Source organism: Micromonospora lupini (assembly GCF_026342015.1).
Classification (GTDB): domain Bacteria; phylum Actinomycetota; class Actinomycetes; order Mycobacteriales; family Micromonosporaceae; genus Micromonospora; species Micromonospora lupini_B.
In genome coordinates, this window is record NZ_JAPENL010000001.1 from 2,220,418 (window position 1) to 2,239,616 (window position 19,199).

The 19,199-nt window shown below is 73.5% G+C and carries 17 protein-coding genes; 10 read left to right on the forward strand and 7 right to left on the reverse strand.

Going from position 1 to position 19,199, the window contains the following annotated elements:
• Positions 1-33: 33 nt before the first annotated feature.
• On the forward strand, positions 34-930 hold the full coding sequence (locus OOJ91_RS09655) for an alpha/beta hydrolase (protein ID WP_266244289.1): 897 nt from the start codon (positions 34-36) through the stop codon (positions 928-930).
• Positions 927-2,180 carry an acyltransferase family protein gene (locus OOJ91_RS09660; protein ID WP_266244290.1) on the forward strand — a complete coding sequence of 418 codons (1,254 nt, stop codon included), beginning with the start codon at positions 927-929 and terminating at the stop codon, positions 2,178-2,180. The genes OOJ91_RS09655 and OOJ91_RS09660 overlap by 4 nt, the downstream gene beginning before the upstream one ends.
• 348 nt (positions 2,181-2,528) lie before the next feature.
• On the opposite strand, the gene OOJ91_RS09665 is transcribed toward OOJ91_RS09660, so the two are convergent.
• The 3 genes from OOJ91_RS09665 to OOJ91_RS09675 are packed head-to-tail and all read right to left on the reverse strand — an operon-like array spanning position 2,529 to position 5,556.
• Positions 2,529-3,479, reverse strand: a complete 951-nt coding sequence (locus tag OOJ91_RS09665; protein ID WP_266244291.1) for a VWA domain-containing protein — start codon at positions 3,477-3,479, stop codon at positions 2,529-2,531.
• Positions 3,476-4,471: a DUF58 domain-containing protein gene (locus OOJ91_RS09670; RefSeq protein ID WP_266245337.1), complete on the reverse strand. Its 996-nt coding sequence runs from the start codon at positions 4,469-4,471 to the stop codon at positions 3,476-3,478. The genes OOJ91_RS09665 and OOJ91_RS09670 overlap by 4 nt, the downstream gene beginning before the upstream one ends.
• Positions 4,450-5,556, reverse strand: a complete 1,107-nt coding sequence (locus tag OOJ91_RS09675) for an AAA family ATPase (RefSeq protein WP_007462567.1) — start codon at positions 5,554-5,556, stop codon at positions 4,450-4,452. Before OOJ91_RS09675 ends, OOJ91_RS09670 begins: the two co-directional genes overlap by 22 nt.
• A gap of 239 nt (positions 5,557-5,795) precedes the next feature.
• On the opposite strand from OOJ91_RS09675, the gene OOJ91_RS09680 reads away from it, so the two are divergent.
• The 4 genes from OOJ91_RS09680 to OOJ91_RS09695 all read left to right on the forward strand — a co-directional run bounded on the left by OOJ91_RS09680 (position 5,796) and on the right by OOJ91_RS09695 (position 8,632).
• Positions 5,796-6,026: a hypothetical protein gene (locus tag OOJ91_RS09680; protein WP_266244292.1), complete on the forward strand. Its 231-nt coding sequence runs from the start codon at positions 5,796-5,798 to the stop codon at positions 6,024-6,026.
• A complete protein-coding gene (locus OOJ91_RS09685) occupies positions 6,023-6,148 on the forward strand; it encodes a hypothetical protein (RefSeq protein ID WP_266244293.1) in 126 nt (41 codons plus the stop codon). Before OOJ91_RS09680 ends, OOJ91_RS09685 begins: the two co-directional genes overlap by 4 nt.
• Positions 6,149-6,426: 278 nt before the next feature.
• A complete protein-coding gene (locus tag OOJ91_RS09690; RefSeq protein WP_266245338.1) occupies positions 6,427-6,966 on the forward strand; it encodes a PH domain-containing protein in 540 nt (179 codons plus the stop codon).
• Between the two features lie 43 nt (positions 6,967-7,009).
• Positions 7,010-8,632 carry a PH domain-containing protein gene (locus OOJ91_RS09695; RefSeq protein ID WP_439117035.1) on the forward strand — a complete coding sequence of 541 codons (1,623 nt, stop codon included), beginning with the start codon at positions 7,010-7,012 and terminating at the stop codon, positions 8,630-8,632.
• 18 nt (positions 8,633-8,650) lie between these two features.
• Here the strand turns inward: OOJ91_RS09695 and OOJ91_RS09700 are convergent, their stop codons facing one another.
• On the reverse strand, positions 8,651-9,676 hold the full coding sequence (locus OOJ91_RS09700; RefSeq protein ID WP_266244295.1) for a phosphatase PAP2 family protein: 1,026 nt from the start codon (positions 9,674-9,676) through the stop codon (positions 8,651-8,653).
• 126 nt (positions 9,677-9,802) lie between these two features.
• On the opposite strand from OOJ91_RS09700, the gene OOJ91_RS09705 reads away from it, so the two are divergent.
• Both OOJ91_RS09705 and OOJ91_RS09710 read left to right on the forward strand, forming a co-directional pair.
• Positions 9,803-10,207, forward strand: coding sequence for a thioesterase family protein (locus OOJ91_RS09705; RefSeq protein WP_266244296.1), 405 nt, complete (start codon positions 9,803-9,805; stop codon positions 10,205-10,207).
• Positions 10,204-11,034 carry an MBL fold metallo-hydrolase gene (locus OOJ91_RS09710; protein ID WP_266244297.1) on the forward strand — a complete coding sequence of 277 codons (831 nt, stop codon included), beginning with the start codon at positions 10,204-10,206 and terminating at the stop codon, positions 11,032-11,034. Before OOJ91_RS09705 ends, OOJ91_RS09710 begins: the two co-directional genes overlap by 4 nt.
• On the opposite strand, the gene OOJ91_RS09715 is transcribed toward OOJ91_RS09710, so the two are convergent.
• Positions 11,031-11,966: a carbohydrate kinase family protein gene (locus OOJ91_RS09715; protein ID WP_266245339.1), complete on the reverse strand. Its 936-nt coding sequence runs from the start codon at positions 11,964-11,966 to the stop codon at positions 11,031-11,033. The genes OOJ91_RS09710 and OOJ91_RS09715 overlap by 4 nt on opposite strands.
• Before the next feature lie 134 nt (positions 11,967-12,100).
• Entirely contained in the window at positions 12,101-13,252 is a 1,152-nt protein-coding gene (locus OOJ91_RS09720) for an XdhC family protein (protein ID WP_266244298.1), read from the reverse strand.
• Between the two features lie 475 nt (positions 13,253-13,727).
• On the opposite strand from OOJ91_RS09720, the gene OOJ91_RS09725 reads away from it, so the two are divergent.
• On the forward strand, positions 13,728-14,879 hold the full coding sequence (locus OOJ91_RS09725; protein ID WP_266244299.1) for a lytic polysaccharide monooxygenase: 1,152 nt from the start codon (positions 13,728-13,730) through the stop codon (positions 14,877-14,879).
• Between the two features lie 85 nt (positions 14,880-14,964).
• Here the strand turns inward: OOJ91_RS09725 and asnB are convergent, their stop codons facing one another.
• Positions 14,965-16,926 (reverse strand): asparagine synthase (glutamine-hydrolyzing), encoded by a 1,962-nt coding sequence (asnB, locus tag OOJ91_RS09730; protein ID WP_266244300.1) that lies wholly within the window; start codon positions 16,924-16,926, stop codon positions 14,965-14,967.
• Positions 16,927-17,060: 134 nt separating this feature from the next.
• On the opposite strand from asnB, the gene OOJ91_RS09735 reads away from it, so the two are divergent.
• Positions 17,061-18,542 carry an aminopeptidase P family protein gene (locus OOJ91_RS09735; protein WP_266244301.1) on the forward strand — a complete coding sequence of 494 codons (1,482 nt, stop codon included), beginning with the start codon at positions 17,061-17,063 and terminating at the stop codon, positions 18,540-18,542.
• Positions 18,543-19,199 lie beyond the last annotated feature (657 nt).

The window sequence follows — 19,199 nt, forward strand, 5'->3', positions numbered from 1 at the left end:
CCCTCCGGACGACATATCCGGAGGGAGAACGTGATGCGACGACGAGGTGCCGCCCGTTTCGCACTGAGCGCACTGCTCGGCGTGAACCTGGTCCTGCCCACCCGACCCGAGCCGGTCGCCGCGGCGGGGTTCGTGGAGGCGTACCCGGTCAGCGCGGCGGCGATGCGCGCGGCCGGCCCCCCGTACGCGGACTGGGCCGCCGACGGACGCCGGTTCCTGACCTTCGACCCGCGCGGTGACGGCCGTGCCGTGGAGGTGCTCGGCGACCTGGCCGGCGCGGACCGGATCGCCGTGCTGGTGCCCGGGGTGGGCAGCACCCTCGCGGACTTCGACCGCGGGTTGGGCGGCGTCGCCCGGCGGGCGCCTGCGGTGCAGGCGACACAGCTCTACGCGCAACTGCTGTCGACCGACCCGACGGCGCGTGTCGCGGTGCTGGCCTGGCTCGGCTACGACCCGCCCGACGGAGTGCTGACCGCCGTCAGCGACGCCGGCGCCCGGCGTGGGGCGGCAGGGCTGGCCGGGCTGCTGCGGGAGCTGGCCGCACGTCGTCCCACGGCGACGATCACGGTGATCGGGCACAGCTACGGGGCGCTGGTGGCGGCGCTGGCGACGACGCACGCCCCGGCGCAGGTCGCCGACGTGGTCAGCCTCGGTGGCGTCGGCGCGGGGGTGCAGCGCGCCGCCGACCTGCGCGACGGACTGCGGTTCTGGGCGGCCGAGGCGCCGTCGGACTGGATCCGCCGGGTGCCACAGGTGCGGCTGCCCGGACTCGGCTACGGGCGTCGCCCCGGCGATCCGGCGTTCGGTGCCCGGCCGCTGCCTGTGGACGGGGTGGACGGGCACGACGGCTACCTGGCGACCGGCAGCGCCACACTGGTCGCGGTCACGGCGGTCGTGCTCGGTGTCGGCCCGGTCGGGGACGCCCGGTGAGCCGCGACCGCGCTGTCGACGCGCTGCGGGCGTACGCGATCGGTGGGGTGGTGCTCGGGCACTGGCTGGTCACCGGTCTGGTGCTGGCCGGTGACGGCGGGCTGCACCAGGCCAGCCCGCTGACCACGATGCCCGACCTGGCCCCGATGACCTGGGCGCTGCAGACGCTCGGCCTGTTCTTCTTCGCCGCCGGCTTCGGCTCGGCCCGCTCGCTGGCCCGGCACCGCGGCGGGACCTGTCGCTGGCTGGCCCGCCGGTCGCGCCGGCTGCTGCTGCCCACCGTGGCGCTGCTGGGCGCCGGCGCCGCCGTGCTGCTGGCCGCCACCGTGGCGGGCGCACCCGACGACACGCTCACTGTCGGACTGCACCTGGCGGTGAGTCCGCTCTGGTTCCTGGCGCCGCTACTGCTCCTGGTGGCCGCGAGCGGCCCACTGCGCGCCGCCGTACGCCGGTGGGGGGTGACCCGCTGCGTCGTCCCGGCGGTGGCCGTGGTGGCGGCGAGCGACGTGGCGGTCCGCCTGCTACCGCACGGGGTGGCCGTGGCACCGGTGAGCGTGGTGGCGGCCTGGGCGGTGCCGTACCTGCTCGGCCTGGCGTACGCCGACGGGCGTCTGGCCGGGCGGCGGGCGGCCGGCCTGCTGGCGGCCGGTGGGGCCGCGGCGTTGGCAGTGCTGCTGGCGGTGGGCTACCCGGTCAGCGCGGTCGGGGTGCCCGGGGACGGGGTGTCCAACCTGAACCCGCCGTCGCTGCTTGCGGTGGCCCTGGCCGTCACCCAGGTCGGGCTGGGTCTGCTGGCCCGGCCCGGCTGGGAACGGCTGCTGGCCCGACCACTGGCGGGCCGGGCGGTGACCGCGGTGAACCGCAACGCGGTACGGATCTACCTGTGGCACCAGCCGGTGCTTGTCGCGGTGACGGCGCTCACCGCCCGGAGCGGTCTGGCCCTGCCCGGGCTGCACACCGCGCCGGACGTCCCGGGGTGGGTGCTGGCCCGCTTCTGCTGGCTGCCCGTGCTCGCCGCGGTGCTGGTCACGGTCGTGCGTACGGGCCGGCGGAGCGGGCCGGCGGACCGCACCGACCGGTGGCGTCGGCCGCGCGGTGGAGCGGTGGCCGACCGGTCGGCCGAGTGCGTCCCGGCGTCGGCTCAGGTGTACGATCATCGACGTTCCGGCCGGCCCGACTTGCAGGAGGTGATCGCTGTGCGAGATAGCGATCCTCCCAGTCGTGGCCGGGCCGATGGTCAGCCCCACTGAGCCACGACTCAGTCCGGCGAGCTGACCCCGCTCCGCTCCCCCACCGCCTCGGCTGACGCCGGGGCGCGTGTGCCGCACCGTCCGATCACCGGACGGTCGCCGGGAGCCGCCCGGTCACGACTTCGTGTGCGCGTCCCCACCCCCTGCGGTCCGCCCCCGCACGCGGACCGTCCAGCCGCCACTCGGAGCCGTCCATGAGCCGCTACGTCGCCCCGCTGGGCTTCACCCTCGCCGCCGTCTGGGTGGCCGTCGTCTTCGTCCTGGCCGGCGGCGGCCACTGAACCGCGCTCGGCTGGCTGGCCGAACCGCGCTGCCGGCGGCGGTCGCTGACCACCGCCGGCCCGGCGATCAGACGATCCGCGACGACCAGAGCAGGCTGAGCGCTCCGGCGCAGAGCGCCAGCAGCAGCGCCAACCCCGCGTACCACTGGGTCACCTCGCGCGGCTCGGTGCGGAACCCGATCGAGCTACCCATGTCCTGGTAGACCTGCTTCAGCTCGCTCACCGAGGCCGCCTCGTAGAAGTAGCCCTCGGTGGTCTCGGCCAGCTCCGCGAGGGCCAACCGGTCCACCGGCACCCGCTGCAACTGCCCGCCGATGTCGACCTGACCGGTGTCGGTGCCGAACGCGATCGTGGAGACCGGCACGTTCGCGGCCTGCGCGGCGGCCGCCGCCTCCTCCACCGACCGGCCGGAGGTGCGGAACCCGTCGGACAGCAGCACGATCCGCGCCGGTGGCACACCCGCCGCGCCGTCGGCAGGCACCGACCGGATCGCCTCCAGGCAGGTGAACACCGCCTCGCCCGTCGCGGTCGCCTCGGCCAGCACCAGCCCGTCGATGGCGGTGGTCACCGCATCCCGGTCCTTGCCGGGCGGCACCAGCACGTTCGCCGCCTTGGCGAACGAGACGAGGCCCAGGTTGTAGCTCTCCGGCAGCTCACCGACGAACTGCTTGGCCGCCTCCTGCGCGGCCTCCAGCCGGTTCGGCGCCACGTCGTCGGCCTGCATCGACAGCGACACGTCGATGGCGAGCATGACCGTCGCCCGCTCCAGCGGCTCCTTCGTGTCCACCGCCGGACGGGCCAGCGCCGTGGCGAGCACCAGCAGGCAGAGCAGGAACGCGGTCGCCGGCACGTGCCGCCGCCAGCCCAGACCCTTCGGCGCGACGGTCCGCAGCAGGTCCACGTTGGTGAACCGCATCGCGTACGCCCGGCGGTGCAGCTGCCGCCACACGTAGAACGCGGCGAGGGCGAACACCGGCAGCACGGCCAGCAGCCACCACGGTTGCAGAAAACGGATCATCGTGTCGTCCCCCGGGTGCGGGCGTGCCGCTGCGCGGCCACGAAACGCACCATGTCCAGCAGCCAGTCTCGGTCGGTACGCAGACGCAGGTGGGCCGCGCCGGCGCCGCGCAGGGCAGCGGCGATCGCGGCCCGTTGGGCGGCGGCGGCCTCGGCGTAGCGCTGCCGCAGCCGCGGGTCGGCGGTCTGCACCTCGTGCAGCTCACCGCTCTCCGGGTCGACCACCGGCAACACCCCCACGTCGGGCAGTTCCAGCTCGCGCGGGTCGACCACCTCGATCGCCAGCACGTCGTGCCGGACGCGCAGCTTGCGCAGCGGCCGGGCCCACTGCTCGGTCGGTGCCAGGAAGTCGGAGACCACCACTGCCACCCCGCGCCGCCGGGGCGGGCGGTTGAGCATCTCGACAAGCGCCCCCAGGTCGCCCCGGCCGGGCTGGATCGCGGTGCCGGCGACGGCCCGCAGCAGGCCCTGTGCCTCCTTGCGGCCGGAGCGGGCCGGCAGACGGGTGAGCACCCCCGGCCCGACCGGCGGCGGGCCACCCCGCCATCGGCGCGCCGGTGCGGACGCGCCGCCGCCGGTGCCGATCACCGCGCCGATCCGGTTGCCGCCCCGCACGGTCAGGTGGGTGATGGCGGCGGCGGCGGCCACCACCACCTCCCGCTTGAGCCACTGCCCGGTGCCGAAGTCCAGGCTCGCCGAGAGGTCGAGCGCCAGCCACGTCTCCAACTCCCGGTCCGCGACCGTCCGCCGCACGTGCGGGGTCGTGGTCCGCGCGGTCACCGGCCAGTCCATCCGGCGTACGTCGTCGCCGGGGCGGTACTCCCGCGACTCCCCCGCCTCGCTGCCCGGCCCCGGGAGCAGGCCGGCGTAGTCACCCTGGAGCAGACCGTCGAGCTTTCGGGTGACAAGCAACTGGAGTCGGGACAGCACGGCCTCGCTGCGGTCGGGGGCGGGACGAGGGGTGGGTGAGGTCACGGCCGCTGCCCGGGCCAGCCGGCACCCGGCGGCGGGGTGCTCGACGGCGGGGTGGCCTGCTGTCGGGGCGCGACCGCCGGGAGCGGGATGGTCGACATCACCCGGTGCACGATGTGGTCGGCCGGCACGTCGTCGGCGAGCGCGTCGTAGCTGAGCACCAGCCGGTGGCGCAGGATGTCCGGGGCGATGTCCTGCACGTCCTGCGGCAGGGCGTAGTCGCGCCCGCGCAGCAGCGCCAGCGCGCGGGTGGCCCGGACCAGACCGAGCGAGGCACGCGGGCTGGCCCCGTACTGGATCAGTTGGGCGACGTCCGGCATGCCGTGCTCGGCGGGCGCGCGGGTGGCCAGCACCAGGCGCACCGCGTAGTCGACGAGCGCGTTGTGCACGAAGACCTGGTCGGCCTTGCGTTGCAGAGCGATCAGCTCGGGGGTGTCGAAGACCGCCGTCGGCTCCGGGGCGGTCACGCCCATCCGGTAGACGATCTCCCGCTCCTCGGCGTCCGTCGGGTAGCCCACGACGATCTTCATGAGGAACCGGTCCCGCTGCGCCTCCGGCAGCGGGTAGACGCCCTCCTGCTCGATCGGGTTCTGGGTGGCCATCACCAGGAACGGATCGGGCACCCGGTGGCTCTCCCCGCCGATGGACACCTGGCGCTCGCTCATGACCTCCAGCAGTGCCGACTGCACCTTGGCCGGAGCGCGGTTGATCTCGTCGGCGAGCAGGAAGTTGACGAACACCGGGCCCAGCTCGACGTCGAACTTCTCGCTCGACTGCCGGTAGATCCGGGTGCCCATGATGTCGGCCGGCACCAGGTCCGGGGTGAACTGCACCCGGGCGAAGGACCCCCCGACGACCTTGGCGAGGGTCTCCACGGCCAGGGTCTTGGCCACGCCGGGCACGCCTTCGAGCAGGCAGTGGCCGCGGGCGAGCAGCGCGACGAACATCCGCTCGACCATCCGGTCCTGCCCGACGATCACCCGTTTGATCTCGAAGAGCGCCTTCTCCAGCAGGGTGGCGTCCTGCGCGGGTGTGGTCACCGGCGCGGGTTTCTCCGGTGCCACCCCGTTCGGCGTCGGGGCGTCGGGCATGGTCGGCTGGGCCACCGGTCCTCCACAGCGTTTGTCGGTCGTCGCGGCTGGTGCGGTATCAAGACTCGCATGCCTTCCTGAGTGTCGAGGTGGGGAGAAGCCGATTTTCGCCGCGGCATCCAATGTCCGAATCGCGCATCACGGGTGGACAGGAACCCGCCCGCCGTGTGTACGATTCACCCCGTCGCCGGGCGGCTCCCCCCGTGGCCGCCCGGCGCTCAAGCTCTCCGTCCGGCCGCCCTAGACTGGCCCGGATGAGCATCCCCTCCCCTGCCGACGAGCCCCTGGTCTGCTCGGCCCGGGGCTGCCGCGCCCCCGCCGTCTGGGCGCTGGAATGGAACAATCCACGCCTGCACACCGCCGATCGGCGCAAGACCTGGCTGGCCTGCGCCGAGCACCGCGGCAGCCTCGGCGAATTCCTTGAGGTTCGCGGCTTCCTTCGTGCCGTCACTCCGGTGCCCGGATCGCCTACCCTCGACACGTGAGCGAGCGCAGCGAGCGACCGATGAGGCACGGCAGCGTGGCGCTCGGCGCCGCCGACGGGCAGGGCGAGGCGGCGGCACGGATCGTGCGGCGTCGCGGCGTGCGGAACGGCGCCCGCCGGTGAGCGCGGAGGACCGCGTCGACCGCCCGACCTCCCCCGACCCCACCTCCCCCTCCGGGCCATCCACCCCGGCCAGCGCACCTCCCGGCGTCGCGCCGCCGCCCGGCGCGTTCCCGGCACCCGGCACACTCGGCCCGGACCCGTCCCCACCGGACGTGTCCTGGCCGGCCCCACTGCCGCCGAGCGCCCTGCCCCCGCCCGGCGGGCACCACGCCGGCTCTCCCCCGCCCGGCGGGCACCACGCCGGCTCTCCCCCGCCCGACCTGCCGTTCCCTGGTCTCCTGCCGCCGGGCCCTGGACCGTTGGCCGACTCCGGCCCGCGGTCGTCGGGGCGCGGTCCGCTGGAGCCCTGGCCGGACAGCGTCAGGTGGCAGCCGATCTCCACCGACCTGATCTGGGTGGAGCTGATCCGGCTCGCGGTAGTGGTGGCCATCGGCCTGGCGGTGACCGCGATCGGCTGGGCGCTGAGCGGCCACTGGCTGCTCGGGCTCGCGCTCGCCCTCGTGGTGGTGCTCGGCGCGTGGCGGGCCACGGCCGTCGTCCGCGCGGTACGCGCCTGGGGTTACGCCGAGCGCGACGACGACCTGCTGGTGCGGCACGGGCTGCTGGTCCGGCGGTTGTCAATCGTCCCGTACTCCCGCATGCAGTTCGTCGACGTGAGCGCCGGCCCGCTGGAGCGTGCCTTCGACCTGGCCACCGTGCAGTTGCACACGGCCGCGGCCGCCAGCGACGCGCGGGTGCCGGGCCTGCGTCCGGCGGAGGCGTCCCGGCTGCGCGACAGGCTCACCGCGCTCGGCGAGGACCGGGCGGAGGGCCTGTGACCGCCCGCGCTGGCGACCGTCGGCGCCGCCGAGAGCCGGCCCGATGAGCGACGGCCCCGCCGAGCCGGGCACCCGGCCGCCGCTACCGGCCGGCAGCGCGCCTCCCACCGGCACACCACACCCTGCCGGCCCGCCCGGTCCGCCGCCCGCCGGCCCGCCGGTGCCGCCGCCGCCCGCCGGCCCTCCCGGTCCGCCGCCCGACGGCCCTCCCGGCCCGCCCGACGGCCCTCCCGGCCCGGCGCACGCAGCCGGCCCAACTGGTCCGTCATACCCCGTGGGTCCGCCCGGCGGGCCATACCCCGCCGGCCCGTCCGGGGCGGTGCACCCCTGGCCGACGGCGCCGGACGGCGTTGACGGTGAGCCCCGGCGGCGGCTGCACCCGCTCAGCCCGCTGCTGCACGGCGTCAAGTCGCTGGTCGTGGTGATCGCGGGCCTGTCCTGGTCGACGCTGTCGCGGGTCGGCTTCGGCTGGTTCGCCGCGATGGTGGCGGTGCTGGCGCTCGGCGCGACAGTGCTGTCGGTGATCAGCTGGTACAACACCGGCTACCACGTGGTGGGCCGCGAACTGCGGGTGCACGAGGGGCTGCTCTGGAGGCGTACCCGGGCCATCCCGCTGGAGCGGTTGCAGGCCGTGGAGGTGGTCCGGCCCCTGCTCGCCCAGCTCACCGGCCTGGCCGAGCTGCGCCTGGAGGTGGTCGGCGGAGGCAAGACCGAGGCGCCGCTGGCGTACCTTCCAGTGGCCGACGCCGCCCGCCTGCGCGAGCGGCTGCTGGCGATCGCCGGACGGACGACGCCGCCACCCCCGCCCGGCGTCACCGCGCCCCCGACGGAACCCGGGACTCCGGCGGCCACGCCGGGCCGGCCGCTACACGCGGTACGCAACAAGGACCTGCTGGTCAGTCAGTTGCTCACCCCGCAGGCGTTCCTGCTCCCGTTCGGTCTGGCCTTCGTCGTGGTGCAGTTCGTCACCGCCGGGTCGTGGTCGTTCGTCGCGGTGGCGAGCACGCTGACCGCGATGGCCGGTGTGCTGCTGCAACCGATCCGCCGCGTCCTCGACGACTGGAACTTCCGGCTGGCCCGCGACGGCGGCATCCTGCGGGTACACAACGGCCTGCTGGAGACGCGTGCGCAGACCGTGCCGCTGGACCGGGTCCAGACCCTGCGGGCCACCTGGCCGCTGCTGTGGCGGGTGAACGACTGGCTGCGACTGCGGTTGGAGGTGGCCGGCTACTCCGTGGCGGAGGCCGACGACCGCAACCGGCCGGACCGGTTGCTGCCGGTCGGCGACCTGCCGACCGCCACGATGATCGTCGCCGAGGTGCTGCCCGGCGTACGCCTGGACGCGCTGGCACTGAGCCCACCACCGCCCCGGACGCGCTGGCTGCACCCGCTCGGGCGCGGCGCGCTCGGGGCGGGTCTGTTCGAGCGGGTGTTCGCCACCCGGTCCGGTCTGCTCACCCGGCAGGTGGCGATCGTGCCGTACGGGCGGATCCAGAGCGTGCGGGTGGTGCAGGGGCCGGTGCAGCGCCGGCTGGGCCTGGCGACCGTACACGCGGACACGGCGGGAGGTTCAGGCGCGACCGCCCAGGACCGCGACGTAGCCGAGGCATGGACCCTGGCAGCCGAGCTGACAACCCGAGCGCAAGCGGCCCGCGCCACCCCCTAGACCGCGTCGATCATGAAGTTATTGCCTCGACACGCCGGTCGGGACGGCAACAACCTCATGATCGACGGAGTCTTGGGTGGGGGGCCGGGGGTGGCGGGGGTGGCGGGTGCGCCAGGCTCGCTCGGCGAGGCCGACGACCAGGTAGGTGAGCCCGACGTACGTCCAGCCCACCAGCACGTCGATCACGTAGTGCTCACCGGAGTAGACCAGGGTGAACGTCATCGCCAGCGGGTACGCGAGCAGAAGCGGCCACCAGCGGCGGCGGGTGGTGCGCAGGAAGAACAGCACCACGAACAGCGCCCACGCGGTGTGCAGCGACGGCATCGCGGCGACCGGGTTCGAGGCGATCTGGCCGGCGTTGAGCACGTTGCCGGCGCCGTGCATGCCGAACGCCTTCCAGCCCCGGGTGGAGATCCGGGCGACTTCGGTGAGCAGGCCGTTCTGCGCGGCCCACCAGGGCGGGGCAGCCGGGTAGATGAAGTACGTGGCCAGGCCGGCGGCGCAGAGGAAACCCCAGCGCCGCATGTACGAGGCCCAGCGGTGCCGGTCCCGCAGCCAGAGCACCGCGGCGGCGGCCAGCGTCACCACGAAGTGCGAGAAGTACACCCAGCTCGCCGCGATGTCCCACCACTGCACCTCCGGGCGGTAGAGGTGCTGCTGCAACCAGACGGTGGGCACCTCCCCGCCGGTGGCCCAGCCGAACATGAACCGGTCGGCGACGATCAGCTCCATGGCGTGCGGGGTGGCGCCGTTGTCGGCGAACCCGCGCGACAGGTTGTACGCGGCCAGCAGCAGCACCACAGGCACCCAGTCCCGGGCGAAGCGCAGGTGGCTGCGCCACGGGCGGTCGCTGTTCCAGGCGATGGTCCCGAGCCAGATCCACACGAAGGCGTACGCGGGGTCGGTGGGCAGCCCGATCGCGAGCCAGGCGGCGACGAAGGCGACCGCCCAGACCGTCATGGCGACGATGCGCCGACGGCCCCCGTCCGGGGACGCGGGCGGGTCGGTCCGGGCGGGGGGCTGGGGGTCAGTCACGACGGCCATCGCGGTCAAGGTTAACGACGGGTACGGCATCGACCGACGGGGACCCAACTGGGCCGCTGCGGACGGGTGCGCCCGGATCGCCGGGCGCGTGCCCGACGCATCCGGCGAGCACCTAGGCTGACGACCATGCAGGAGCAGCCCGAGCCGGCCCTCGCGCCGGGTCTGACCGCCCAGGTCGAACTGACCGTCACCGACACGGACACCGCCCAGGCGGTCGGTTCGGGGGACGTACCGGTGCTGGGCACACCCCGGGTGCTCGCGCTGGCCGAGGCGGCCACCGTCGCGGCCACGGCGGCCACGCTGCCTCCCGGGTCGACAACTGTCGGCACCCGGGTCGAGTTGGAGCACCTGGCGCCGACTGTGGTCGGGCGCACGGTGCGGGCGCAGGCCCTGCTGGCGACTGTCGACGGTCGCCGGTTGTCGTTCGAGGTCACCGTCGCCGACGGCGACCAGACGGTGGCCCGGGGCCGGGTCGACCGGATCGTGGTGGATCGGCAACGCTTCGTCGACCGGGCCGGGCGGCAGTCGTGAGCGCCGGGTTCGCCGAGGTCGCCGACCGGGTGTACGTGCTGCGCGAGCCTCTGCTGCGTGTCAACGTCACACTTGTCGTCGGCGACGACGAGGCGCTGCTGGTGGACACGCTCTCCTCGGCCCGGCAGGCCACGGAGCTGGCCGCCGCCGTCGGGCGGGTCACCGACCGTCAGTTGACGCTCGTCAACACCCACCACCACTACGACCACTGCTTCGGCAACGCCGTCCTGGCCGGCGACCCACCCCGCCCGGTGTACGCGCACGAGCGGGCCGCCGCGGCCCTGCGCGAGGAGCCGGAGCGGCTGCGCCGGGAGGCGTACGAGGAGGTGCGTACCGAGCACCCGGAGCTGGCGGCCGAGCTGGTCGACACCCCGCTGCTCGCTCCGACGCACCCGGTGCACACCGAGACGGCGCTCGACCTGGGCGGCCGGCGGGTCGTGCTGCGGCACCCGGGGCGCGGGCACACCGACGCCGACCTGGTGGTGCACGTGCCCGACGCGGACGTGCTCGTCGCCGGTGATCTGGTGGAGCAGAGCGGCCCGCCCGCCTTCGAGGACTCGTACCCCCTGCAGTGGCCGGACGCGGTCGCGGACCTGCTGCGGCTGACGTCCGCGCGCACTGTGGTCGTGCCGGGCCACGGCGACCCGGTGGACGTCGGGTTCGTCCGCGCCCAGCACGCCGAGCTGGTGCGACTGGCCTGGCTGATCCGGGCCGCGCACACAGGCGACGCGCCGCCGGAGCGGGTGGCCGCCGAGGCGCCCTTCGGCGCCCGCGCCGCCCTGATCGCCGCCCGCCGCGGCTACACCGAACTCAACGGCTCGCCCTAACGTCCGAAGCGGCGGGTGACGTCGGTGCGGGTGGGCATGGCGGTGGCGCCACCCGGGGATTCGCAGACGAGACCCGCCACCCGCAGCGCGAAGGCCACCCGCTCGACCCAGCCCGCCGGGTCGTCCGGCTCGCCGTCGAGGAGCAGGTCGGCGATCAGCGCGGCCATGACCGAGTCGCCGGCGCCTGTGGCGTCGATGGCGTCGACCTTGGGAGCGGGCACCCGCACCGGATCGGCGCCGGCGGCGGCCAGCACCGCGCCGGCCGCGCCGAGCGTCACCACCACCGTGGCCGCGCCCAGCTCACGCAGGTACGCGGCCACCCCCTCGACCGGCTCGCCCGGGTAGAGCAGCTCGGCGTCGGCGGTGCTCAGCTTGACCAGGTGCGCGCCCGCGGCCAACTCGGCCACCACCTCGCGCAGCCCGTCCAGCGCGGCCGGCCCGTCGAGCAGGCGGGGGCGTACGTTCGGGTCGAGGACGCGCACCCCGGCGGCGAGCGACCAGGCCCGACGCGCGGCGGCAAGGGTGCGCGGCTGCAGCAGCACGACCGAGCCGCAGTAGAGCACGTCCGCGCCCTCCAGCAGCGCCAGGTCCAGATCGTCCGGGCCGAGCAGACCGTAGGAGGGCGGCTCTCCGTAGAAGCGGAAGTCGGGTTCCGGCCCGGAGTACGTGACCACCGCGAGCGTGGTCGACACCGGCGCCGTGACCGCACCGGCGAGACCGACGCCGACGTCGGTCAGAAAGCCGCGGATCCGCCCGCCCAGCACGTCGTCACCGAGCGAGCCGACGAACTGTGCCGCGCCGCCGAGCCGGGTCACCCCGACGGCGACGTTGAGCGGCCCACCGCCGATCGCCTGCAGGTAGACCCGTTCCCCGTCGCGCTCGGTGTCGAGCAGGTCGACGAGCGCCTCGCCGAACACCACCGCGTACCCCATCGAAGTCCCTTCGTCGTCGTCGGCCGGCAGCGCCCCGGCCCGCCGGGGACGGTCGGGCCGGACATGGTCGGCTGGCACCAGGCTGGCACAACGGACGCCCTGCTGGGCGGCGAAGACGCGGTACCGGTGCGGCGTCAGCCCGGGTGGTGGATCGGTCCGTCGAGCGCGGACAGGGGCCGGCCGCTGCCGCCCCAGCGGGCGGCGACGATCTGCGCGGCGACGCTGACCGCGGTCTCCTCGGGTGTACGCCCGCCGAGGTCCAGCCCGATCGGTGAGGCGAGGCGGCCGAGCTGCTCCGGGCTGAGCCCGGCCTCGCGCAGCAGCTTGTGCCGCTCGTCGTGGGTGCGCCGCGACCCCATCGCGCCGACGTACGCCACCTGTTGGCGCAGGGCCAGCGCCAGCAGCGGCACGTCGAACTTCGGGTCGTGGGTGAGCACGCAGACGACTGTGCGCGCGTCGACCCGGCCGGCGTCGATCTCGGCCCGCAGGTAGCGGTGCGGCCACTGCACCACCACCTCGTGCGCGTCCGGGAAGCGCCGACCGGTGGCGAAGACGGCCCGGGCGTCGCAGACGGTCACCCGGTAGCCGAGGAACGCGCCGATCCGGGCCACCGCGGCCGCGAAGTCGATCGCCCCGAAGACGATCATCCGGGGGGCGCTGGCGTACGCGGCCACGAAGAGGCTGAGGCCGGTGCCGCGGCGCTGCCCGTGGTAGCCGTACCGGAGCACGCCGCTGTGTCCGGCGGCGAGCAGCCCGAGCGCGTCGTCGGCCGCGGCGTCGTCGAGCCGGTCGTCGCCGAGCGAGCCGGTCACCTGCCCCCCGGCCAGCGCCAGCCGTCGACCCAGTCGCCCCGCCGGGTCGGTAGGCGTCGCGCCCGGGGGGTCGCCGGCGTCGGCCGCCACGCAGGTGACGACAGCTGCCGGTTCGCCGGCCCGCCGCGCGGCGGCGACCGCGTCCAGGTGCGCGAGGGCGCCGTCGTCGATCCGCTCCACGAACACGTCGAGCATCCCGCCGCAGGTCAGGCCCACGGCGTACGCCTCGTCGTCGCTGACGCCGTAGTGGACCAGCTCCGGTACGCAGGTGTCGAGCACGTGGCGGGCGCGCTCGTAGAGGTCGGCCTCGACGCAGCCACCGGAGACGCTGCCGGTGACCGTGCCGTCGGCGGTCACGAGCATCGCGGCGCCGGGCGGCTGCGGCGCGGACCGCCAGGTGGCGACGACTGTGGCCAGGGCCACCGCCTCGCCGGCGCGGCAGCGGCGGTGCAGGTCGTCGAACACGTCGGGCACGCGCTGCCGCCTCCTTCGTCTCGTCGCCGTCCGGTCCCGTCGTCCGACCGACCGGGCGACGTGCGCCGCGCGCCGAAGCGGGTGATGCCCGGACGGCTGTCGTCGCCGTGGGGATGCAGACCATCACTATAGGAGAGAACCCGTCGATCCGATCGGGAGACGAGCGAGCCGGCGGCCACGCCAGCCGTGTTTGGCACATCGAGGTTCGACTATTGCGCTGACGGCGGACGGCGTGATGGGATGACGCATACCGGGCGGTGCGAGGGCTGCCGCGCCGCCGGTTGCCGGGTTGGTTCAACGCGAGGGCACCGGTCCAGGACAGGACCGTTGATGGCGTGTGTCCGCTGGCTGATCTTCTGCCGGGGCACGTCACAGTGATCGCCGCATCCGCCCCCACGGCGCTGTGCCGACACCACACCCCACCCGATTGCGGCGGGGCGGCTCGGGCGGCACGCCTCGCGAGTCAGGAGAACCCGTGAACCGTTCCCGTACGGCCGCAGTGCTCACCGCGGCCCTAACCTTCGCTCTGGGCGCCGTCGCCCTGGCGTCCAGTCCGCAACCGGCGGCCGCGCACGGCGCGGCGATGACGCCGGGCAGCCGTACCTACCTCTGCTGGCAGGACGGCCTCAGCCAGACCGGCGAGATCAGGCCGAACAACCCGGCGTGTTCCGCCGCCGTGGCGCAGAGCGGGTCGAACTCGCTCTACAACTGGTTCAGCGTGCTGCGCTCCGACGCCGGTGGTCGCACCACAGGCTTCATTCCGGACGGGCAGCTGTGCAGTGGCGGCAACTCCGGTTACAAGGGCTACGACCTGGCGCGCACCGACTGGCCGCTGACCCACCTGACCTCCGGCGCGCGGCTGGACTTCCGGTACAGCAACTGGGCGCACCACCCGGGCACCTTCTACTTCTACGTCACCAAGGACAGCTGGAGCCCGACGCGGGCGCTGGCCTGGAGTGACCTGGAGGAGCCGTTCCTGACGGTGACCAACCCGCCGCAGCGCGGCAGCGTCGGCACCGCCGACGGGCACTACTACTTCAGCGGCAACCTGCCGTCGGGCAAGAGCGGCAGGCACATCATCTACTCCCGCTGGGTGCGCTCGGACTCGCAGGAGAACTTCTTCGGCTGCTCCGATGTGACCTTCGACGGCGGCAGCGGTCAGGTGACAGGTGTGGGTCCGGGCGGCTCGAACCCGCCCACCACGCCGCCGCCCACGACGCCTCCGCCGACCACCCCGCCGCCCACGACGCCGCCGCCGACCACCCCGCCGCCGACCACGCCGCCGCCCACCACCCCGCCGCCGACCACGCCGCCGCCGGGTGGCAGCGACTGCATGGCCGTCTACAAGGTGACAAGCGCCTGGCAGGGCGGCTTCCAGGGCGAAGTCACGATCATGAACCACGGCAGTACGGCGTTCTCCGGCTGGACCGCGAGCTGGACCTGGCCCAACGGGCAGGCGATCAATCAGATCTGGAGCGCCACCCAGACGACCTCCGGGGCGTCGGTGACGGCGACGAACGTCGGGTACAACGGCACGGTCGCACCGGAGGGCACCACCACGTTCGGCTTCCTGGCCAGCAGCACAGGAACGAACGGCATTCCGACTGTCACCTGCGCCCGCCGCTGAGCCTTCCCTGAAATGATCAAGAGGTTTGCGTCACCCGGAACCGCTCGGGTGACGCAAACCTCTTGATCGACAGGGTGGAACGGGGTCAGCGGACCATGCTGCCGACCACCGGCTTCGTCAGCAGGGCGGACTGGTTGCGCTGGATGCCCGGGTCGAGGGTCTTGGCCACAAAGATGGCGTGCCAGATGCAGAAGATCAGCACCGTCCACACCTTGCGGGAGTGGTCGGCCTCCTCCCGCTTGTGCTCGTCGAGCAGCCGCAGCGCGTACGACAGGTCGAGCAGGTCACCCGCGCCCGAGGTGCTCAGCACGTGCCGGGCCCACTCGTACATCTCGCCGCGCAGCCAGACCCGGGTGGGCGTCGGGAAGCCCAGCTTCTTACGGTTGACGATCGCCGGCGGCACGACACCCTGCAACGCCTGGCGCATCGCGTACTTCGTGGCGTCCGAGCGCGGCGGCAGCTTCAGGTCCACCGGGATCTTGGCCGCGACGTCGAAGACCTCACGGTCGAGGAACGGCACCCGCACCTCAAGCGAGTGCGACATCGAGATCCGGTCGGCCTTGACCAGGATGTCGCCGCGCAGCCAGGTGTAGAGGTCGACGTACTGCATCTTGGTGACGTCGTCCAGCTCGGTGCACTCGGCGTAGATCGGGGCGGTCACGTCCGTGTAGCGCACCGAGGGGTCGTAGCGCCGCAGCAGGTGCTGCTTCTCCTCCTCGGTGAACATCCGGGCGTTGCCGTAGTAGCGCTCCTCGATCGGAGTGGTGCCGCGCTCCAGGAAGCTCTTGCCCTTGACCCCCTGCGGGATCGCCTTGGAGACCGCCCGCAGGCCCTTCTGCACACCGCCGGGCAGGCCGTTGACGGTGCCGAGCGACAGCGGCTCCCGGTAGATCGTGTAACCGCCGAAGAACTCGTCGGCCCCCTCGCCGGAGAGCACCACAGTGACGTGCTCGGCGGCCTTCTTCGCCACGAAGTAGAGCGGCACCAGCGCCGGGTCCGCCACCGGGTCGTCGAGGTGCCAGACGATCTTCGGCAGCGCGTCGATCATGTCCTGCGGACCGATCTTGGTGGGGATGGTGGTGACGTCCAGGTGCCGGGCCGACTCCTGCGCGACGTCGATCTCCGAATATCCCGGCACGTCGTAGCCGACGGTGAAGGTGAGGATGTTCGGGTTGAACTCGCGGGCCAACGCGACGACTGCCGTCGAGTCGATGCCGCTGGACAGGAACGAGCCGACCGGCACGTCGGAGCGCATGTGCATGCGGACGCTCTCGCGCAGCGTCTCCCGGATCTCGTGGTAGAGCTTCTGTTCGTCGTCGACCGGCGCGGGCCGGAACACCGGCCGGTACCACCGGCGTACGTCGATGCGTCCACCCGGGGTCCAGCTCAGGTACTCCCCCGAGCCGATGCGGCTGATGCCCTTGTGCAGGGTGCCGGGCTCCGGAACGTACTGCAGGGTCAGGTAGTGGCTCAGGTTGGCCGCGTCGACACCCGCGTCGCCCTGGTAGTTGCTGTGCGCGAACGGCAGCAGCGCCTTCTTCTCCGACGCCAGGTACAGGCCGTCGGCGGTCTCCAGGTAGTGCAGCGGCTTGATGCCGAAATAGTCGCGGGCGCCGAACGCACGCCGTTCCTGCCGGTCCCAGATGACGAAGGCGAACATGCCGCGCAGGCGGGTGAGCACCTGCTCGCCCCAGAAGTGGTAGCCGGCGACGACCACCTCGCCGTCCCCGGCGGTGGCGAACTGCGCGCCGAAGGTCCGGACGAGCTCGTCACGCAGCTCGATGTAGTTGTAGATCTCACCGTTGAAGGTGAGCAGATAACGGCCGTTCGCGTAGGGCAGCGGCTCGTGACTCGACGCGACGTCGATGATGGCGAGCCGCTTGTGGGCGAACACGCCGTCCGCGTACCGGCCGGAGGCGTCACCGACCACCTCGACCCCTGTCTCGTCGGGGCCGCGGTGGTGCAGGCATTCCAATGCTCCGGCGATGTGGTCGCGGTGCGCTGCGGCGTTGCCGTTCGCGCTGAAGAAGGCCAGGAGTCCGCACATGGTGGTCATCTTTCCACGCGGTCCGTCGGCCCGTCGCAGCCGTCCGTCGATCCGGAGGGCTCCCGGGCCTCACCAACACGAACCGGGCACGCGGTACCGTCGGGACCAGCAACGACGCGGAGGGAGCGGCGCACATGACCGAGGAACGCACCGACGGTACGCCGACAGACGGCACGGAATCGCACGATCCGGACTTCCCGGAGGCGTTCCTGTCCTTCATGCGGCAGGGCTGGCGCGACACCGAACTTCCGGTCACGCCCCGCCCCGAGGCGCCCAACTACGCCAAGCGCCGCGCCGCGCTGTCGGCGGCCTTCCCCGGCGAGACACTTGTCATCCCGACCGGCGGCGAGAAGGTCCGCGCCAACGACACCGCCTACCCGTTCCGGCCGGGCAGCGACTTCGCCTACCTGACCGGGGACCACGACCCGGACAGCGTGCTGGTGCTGCGCCCGAACGGCTCGGGGCACGACGCGACGCTGTACATGCGGCCCCGCTCGTCCCGCGAGACCGACGAGTTCTTCCGCAGCCGCCACGGCGAGCTGTGGGTCGGCCGGCGGCACACCCTCGGCGAGAAGTCCACCGAGCTGGGCCTGCCCACCGCCGACCTGACCGGCCTGGAGGCGACGCTCGCCGACCTGGCGCCCGGCCGCACCCGGGTGCTGCGCGGCTTCGACGCCCAGGTCGACGCGGCCGTCCGCCCGTACGACGGGGTCCGCGCCGAGGGGCAGCCGCCGCGCGACCGGGAGCTGGCGATCGCCATCTCGGAGCAGAAGCTGGTCAAGGACGAGTGGGAGATCGGCCAGCTCCAGGACGCCATCAACGCCACGGTGCGCGGCTTCGAGGACGTGGCCCGGATCCTGCCGGCCGACCGCGCCGTCTCGGAGCGTCTGCTGGAGGGGATCTTCGCGCTGCGGGCCCGCCACGACGGCAACGACGTCGGGTACGGCTCGATCGTCGGCGCCGGTGAGCACGCCACGATCCTGCACTGGGTGCACAACCACGGCGCCACCCGTCCGGGCGACCTGCTGCTGATGGACATGGGCGTCGAGGGCCGCAACCTCTACACCGCCGACGTGACCCGGGTGCTGCCGGTCAACGGCCGGTTCACCGCCCTGCAGCGCCAGGTCTACGACATCGTGTACGCCTCGCAGCAGGCCGGCATCGACGCGATCCGGCCCGGCGTCACGTTCAAGGACGTCCACCTGACCTGCATGCGGGTGCTCGCCGAGGGCCTCGCCGACCTGGGCCTGCTGCCGGTGAGCGTGGACGAGGCCATGGACGAGAAGTCCTCGGTCTACCGCCGGTGGACGTTGCACGGCTTCGGTCACATGCTCGGCATCGACGTCCACGACTGCTCGAACGCCCGCAAGGAGACCTACCGCGACGGCGCCCTCGGCGAGGGCTACGTGCTCACCGTCGAGCCGGGCCTGTACTTCCAGCCGGAGGACGAGCTGGTCCCCGCCGAGCTGCGCGGCATCGGCATCCGCATCGAGGACGACGTACTGGTCACCGCGACCGGCGCGGTGAACCTGTCCGCCGGCCTGCCGCGCACCGCCGACGAGGTGGAGACCTGGCTCGCCGAGCAGCGCGAGGCGGGCCCTCGCCTGCCCGCCTGACCTCTTTTCCGCCTCACCGCCTGACCGCAGGCCCCGCCCCGCCCCTTCCCCGCCCCCGACCTCCGGGGTGCCGGCGGGAGGGGCGCGGCGTTGCTCCACCCCGTCGCGCCGACGTAGCGGTATCCGGCCGCCGAATTACCGCCCTGTCGGCGCAACGGAGCGGACCACAGTCCCCCGCGCGCCAGCCGTCGATCGACTCGACTTCCTTGATCCGGGGCTTCCGACCCGCTCGGACAGCGCGCTCCCAAGGAACCCGAGTGGAGCACGCCCGAGAACGGGCACGCCCTGCCTGGCGGGGTCCGGGACCACCGAACTCGGCCCGCCGCCATTGATCCACTCCAGATCGCCGATGGTGCGCTGTCCGGGCGCCGGGATACCGCGATATCGGCGCAACGGAGTGGATCACGCCCAACGGCGGCGCTCGGCGGGGGCGTCGAGCGCCTTCACGCCCGGTCCGGGCGAGCGCCGGTACCGCGTTTGGGCTGGTCACGCCCCTTCCTGTCACCCCCGCACGCTTAGCGGGTCCCTGCCCTAACCTGAGGCATATGCGGGGTTTTCTCGGATACGTCCGCCTCGCGAAGATAGTTCTCATACGGTGGGCATCGGAGGCTGCAACCGATTTGTGGCTGGTCGTGGCGCTGCGGGCGGTGCGACCCC